2 protein-coding genes are annotated in these 1,819 nt (G+C 72.5%); both read right to left on the reverse strand.

Features of this window, described 5'->3' with window-relative positions:
- Positions 1–360 precede the first annotated feature (360 nt).
- Positions 361–795, reverse strand: a complete 435-nt coding sequence (locus tag JNK30_RS19560; RefSeq protein WP_293484867.1) for a GNAT family N-acetyltransferase — start codon at positions 793–795, stop codon at positions 361–363.
- Positions 792–1,772 carry an N-acetyl-gamma-glutamyl-phosphate reductase gene (gene argC, locus JNK30_RS19565; RefSeq protein WP_293484869.1) on the reverse strand — a complete coding sequence of 327 codons (981 nt, stop codon included), beginning with the start codon at positions 1,770–1,772 and terminating at the stop codon, positions 792–794. Before argC ends, JNK30_RS19560 begins: the two co-directional genes overlap by 4 nt.
- Positions 1,773–1,819 lie beyond the last annotated feature (47 nt).

Here is a 1,819-nt window from a genome sequence, read left to right on the forward strand (position 1 = left end):
CGGCGAGCGGCGCGGCCAGCGCGACGGCGGAGGCGGCGGCCAGGAAATGTCGGCGGTCGGTGTGCATGACCCGAATACGTGCGCCTCACGGCCCCAGTTTCAAGTCCGCTCAGCGCATGAACCCCATAACCGCACGTTCCCCCATCTCCTTGTCATCCCGGTTTTCGCGCAGCGGAACACCGGGACCCACAGACTCCGCCTCTCCGGATAAGGCGCAGGCCGCCGCCCCCCGGGCCGCCGCAGGCGCCCCACTGAACCACGGAGGACGCAGAAAAGAACGCAGAGCGCAGAGGCCTCCGCGCCCTCCGCGGTCAGAGGGACGGCTCCCCCGCCCCTCACGCCCCCACACCTTTGCGCGCGTCACGCCTCCCGGACGTAGCGCACGTCCGGTGTCTTCTCCTCGTTCCCCGCCCCGTCCGTGAATTCCACCGCCCGGAAGCCCCGCGCCTCGTAGAACGCGCGCGCCCGGGCGTTCTGCTGGAAGGTCCAGAGCTGTCGCGGCCGGTCGTCGGCCAGGACGGCCGCCAGCAGGGCCGCGCCGATCCCGCGCCCGTGATGCTCGGGATGCACGTACAGCTGGTCGATCCAGCCTTCGGAGCAGGCGACGTAGCCCACGGCCTGGCCGTCCAGCTCGGCCACGGTCACCGCATGCGCCGGCAGGACCGTCTGCGCCATCCAGCCCTGCGCCTCCTCGACGGTGTGCAGCTGCGGCAGGAAGGTCAGCGTCCGCATCGCCAGGATGTGGATCCTGCCCAGGGCCGGCGCGTCGGCGGGCGTCGCCGGCCGCAGGATCACAGCCCGGCGGCCTCCGGCAGGCCCAGCATCAGGTTCAGGTTCTGCACCGCCGCGCCCGACGCCCCCTTGCCCAGGTTGTCGAGGATCGCCACCAGCCGCGCCTGCGACCCGTCGGCGCTGCCGAAGACGAACAGCTTCATGCGGTTGGTGCCGTTCAGCGCCTGGGGGTCCAGCGCGGCCACATAGCCCGCCGCCCCTGCCCGCGTCTTCGCCAGCTCGGCGCACTCGGCTTCGCTCGCCACCTCGACGAAGGTCTCGCCGGCGTAGGCCGCCGCCAGCGCGCGGCGCAGGTCGGCCGGCGCCGGCTTGCCCGGCAGCGCCCAGAGCTGCAGCGGGACCTCCACCAGCATGCCCTGCGCATAGCGCCCCACCGAGGGCGCGAAGACCGGCGCGTGCGCCAGGCCCGTGTGCGTCCGCATCTCCGGCAGGTGCTTGTGCGCCAGCGAATAGCCGTACGCCCGGAAGGCGTCGTTCGTGCCCGCCGGCGCGGGCCGGTCCTCGAACTCGCCGATCAGCCCCTTGCCGCCGCCCGAGTACCCGGAGACGGCGTTCACGGTCAGCGGGAAGTCCGCCGGAACGAGGCCCGCCGCCACCAGCGGCTTCACCAGCCCAATGAAGCCGGTCGGATAACAGCCCGGGTTCGACACCCGCGTCGAGCGCCGGATCGCGTCCCGCTGCCCCCGGTCCATCTCGGCGAAGCCGTACGCCCAGTCCGGCGCCACCCTGTACGCGGTCGAGGCGTCCACCACCTTGACCGTGTTCGAGCGGATCATGCCCACGGCCTCGCGCGCCGCGTCGTCCGGCAGGCACAGCACCACGGCGTCGACGCCGTTCAGCAGCTCGGCGCGCGCGTCGGCGTCCTTGCGCCGGGCGGGATCGATCGAGACCACCTCGACGCCGTCATGCCGCGCCAGGCGCTCGCGGATCTGCAGCCCCGTCGTGCCGGCTTCGCCATCGATGAAGACTGTGTGGGCCATGGCGGCCTCCGAGCGATGAAAGGACAAAGAGAAAGGGCGCTCCGGTT

Origin of the sequence: Phenylobacterium sp. (assembly GCF_016793225.1) — a bacterium.
Classification (GTDB): Bacteria; Pseudomonadota; Alphaproteobacteria; order Caulobacterales; family Caulobacteraceae; genus Phenylobacterium.